The sequence below is a fragment of the Symbiobacterium sp. genome (assembly GCF_040797425.1).
Lineage (GTDB): Bacteria > Bacillota > Sulfobacillia > Symbiobacteriales > Symbiobacteriaceae > Symbiobacterium.
This window is the reverse complement of the sequence record NZ_JBFNEH010000126.1, coordinates 1-1,929: the sequence shown is the minus strand read 5'-3', so window position 1 is coordinate 1,929 and position 1,929 is coordinate 1. Positions and strand designations below refer to the sequence as shown.

General features: G+C 71.2%; 3 protein-coding genes. All 3 read right to left on the bottom strand.

All coding sequences use genetic code 11. The features are described from left to right. Positions 1-63 precede the first annotated feature (63 nt). Entirely contained in the window at positions 64-288 is a 225-nt protein-coding gene (locus tag AB2385_RS17000; RefSeq protein WP_367656197.1) for a DUF3343 domain-containing protein, read from the bottom strand. Positions 289-292: 4 nt separating this feature from the next. Further along, on the bottom strand, positions 293-1,462 hold the full coding sequence (locus AB2385_RS16995) for an aminotransferase class V-fold PLP-dependent enzyme (RefSeq protein ID WP_367656196.1): 1,170 nt from the start codon (positions 1,460-1,462) through the stop codon (positions 293-295). Beyond that, positions 1,459-1,929, bottom strand: a 471-nt coding sequence (locus AB2385_RS16990) for a YeeE/YedE thiosulfate transporter family protein (RefSeq protein WP_367656195.1), incomplete at its 5' end; no start/stop codon positions are given. The genes AB2385_RS16990 and AB2385_RS16995, both read right to left, overlap by 4 nt.

The window sequence follows — 1,929 nt, the reverse complement described above, 5'->3', positions numbered from 1 at the left end:
TCCTGCTTTTTTCAGCAGAAATGTTGTGGCCTACCCACGAAAACTTTACTCACACTTTGCCAACTACTCCCCGAGGGGGTGAACGCCGGCCGTCTCCACTCGCGCGCCTTCCAGGATCTCCTCCACGCGGCTCCGCTCCGCCCAGTCGAAGCGCAGCGCGAAGCCGCAGTCGCTGGAGAGCTGGCGCGGCGTGGGGATCAGCCGTACGGCCAGCCCCTGCGCGGTCAGCGCCTTCTCCGCCTTCAAGGCCATCGATGTCGTGTGGAAGAGGACCACGCCGAAGATCATGCCCTCACGCCCTTTCCGCGATCGTGCGCACAGCTGCGAGGGCCCGTTCGATCTGGTCTTCGGTGGTGAACGGCCCGGGGGAAAACCGCACCGTCCCCGTCGGAAAGGTACCGATGGTCCGGTGGGCCGCGGGGGCACAGTGGAGGCCGACCCGGGCCAGCACGCCGAACTCCTCGTCCAGCCGGGCGCCGATCGCCGACACGGTCAGCCCGTCGATGGTGAACGAGACCACGGCCACCCGCTCGGCGGGGTCTGCGGGCCCGTACAGCCGCACGCCCGGGATGGACGAAAGCCCGTCCCAGAGCTGCTGCGCCAGGTTCCGCTCGTGCCGCCCCACTGCCTCGGGGCCGCCCATGGCGGCCAGCGCGTCCAGGCCCGCCCCCAGCCCGGCGATGCCGACGAAGTTGATGGTGCCCGCCTCGAAGCGGTCGGGCAGGTCCGGCGGCTGCCGCTCCTGTGCCGAGCGGGAGCCGGTGCCGCCCTTGAGCAGAGGAACCATCTCTGCCGCGTTCACCCGCTCGCCCAGGATCAGCCCGCCCGTGCCGGAGGGGCCCAGCAGCCCCTTATGCCCGGTGAAGGCCACGAGGTCCACGCCCAGCGCGGCCATGTGGATGGGCACCGCGCCGGCGGTCTGCGCCGCGTCCAGGAGCACCAGCGCACCCGCCCGGCTGGCCACCGCGGCGGCCTCGGCCACGGGGCAGATGGTCCCCGTCACGTTGCTGGCGTGGTTCAGCACCACCAGCCTCGTCGGGGCCGCATTCACCGTGCGCTCGAACGCCTCCAGGTCCAGGCGGCCCGCCGGATCGCAGGGGGCGACGGCCACGACAATGCCGCGCTCTTCGAGGTCGCGCAGCGGCCGCATCACGGCATTGTGCTCCATGCCCGTGCAGACCACCCGGTCCCCGGGCCCCAGGAGCCCGCCCAGCGCCAGGTTCACCGCCATGGTCGCGTTGTGGGTGAAGATCACCCTGACCGGATCAGGAGCGCCGAAGAGCTTCGCCACGGCCTCCCGCACGGCGTAAACCCGCCGGGCCGCGGCCAGCGAAAGCCGGTGACCCGAGCGGCCGGGGTTGCCGGCCTCGCGCTCCAGGCACTCGACCATCGCCCGCCCGACCTCTGGCGGCTTGGGCCACGAGGTGGCCGCATTGTCCAGGTAGATCGGGTCTTCGCTCACGCCGCTGACCGCCTCCGTTCCTCTCCTTCCGCCACGTCCCGCAGGGTGAAGCCGAAGATGACCACGATCGCCAGGCCGATCAGCACCGCCGCCGGGCCATAGGGCGAGGGCCCCGCTGCGGAGCTGGCCAGGTTGAAGTTATGGGCCAGGGCCGTTCCGGTGAGGAGGCCGAAGATGAAGATCGCGGCGTCCGTGTCGCCCTCGCCCGAGAGGAAGAGCTGCCGGCCCGGGCAGCCGCCGCCCAGCGTGAAGGCGAGGCCGGAGAGCAGCATGCCCATGAAGTTCCACAGGCCGTCGGTGTGGGCGATGGGCTGCCCGGCGAAGCCGGGGTGGAACTGCCCCACAGCCAGGTTGGTCACCGCGGCGGCCACGACGAGGGCCACCACGCCGGAGAAGAGCTTGCCGTCACGCAGCATGATGAGGTTGCGGAAAGCGCCCACCGAGCAGAACCGGCTCCGCTGGCCCAG

Bases quoted from the DNA above. Each gene is read 5' to 3' on its own strand.
- AB2385_RS17000 (WP_367656197.1), bottom strand. From the start codon at position 288: ATGATCTTCGGCGTGGTCCTCTTCCACACGACATCGATGGCCTTGAAG.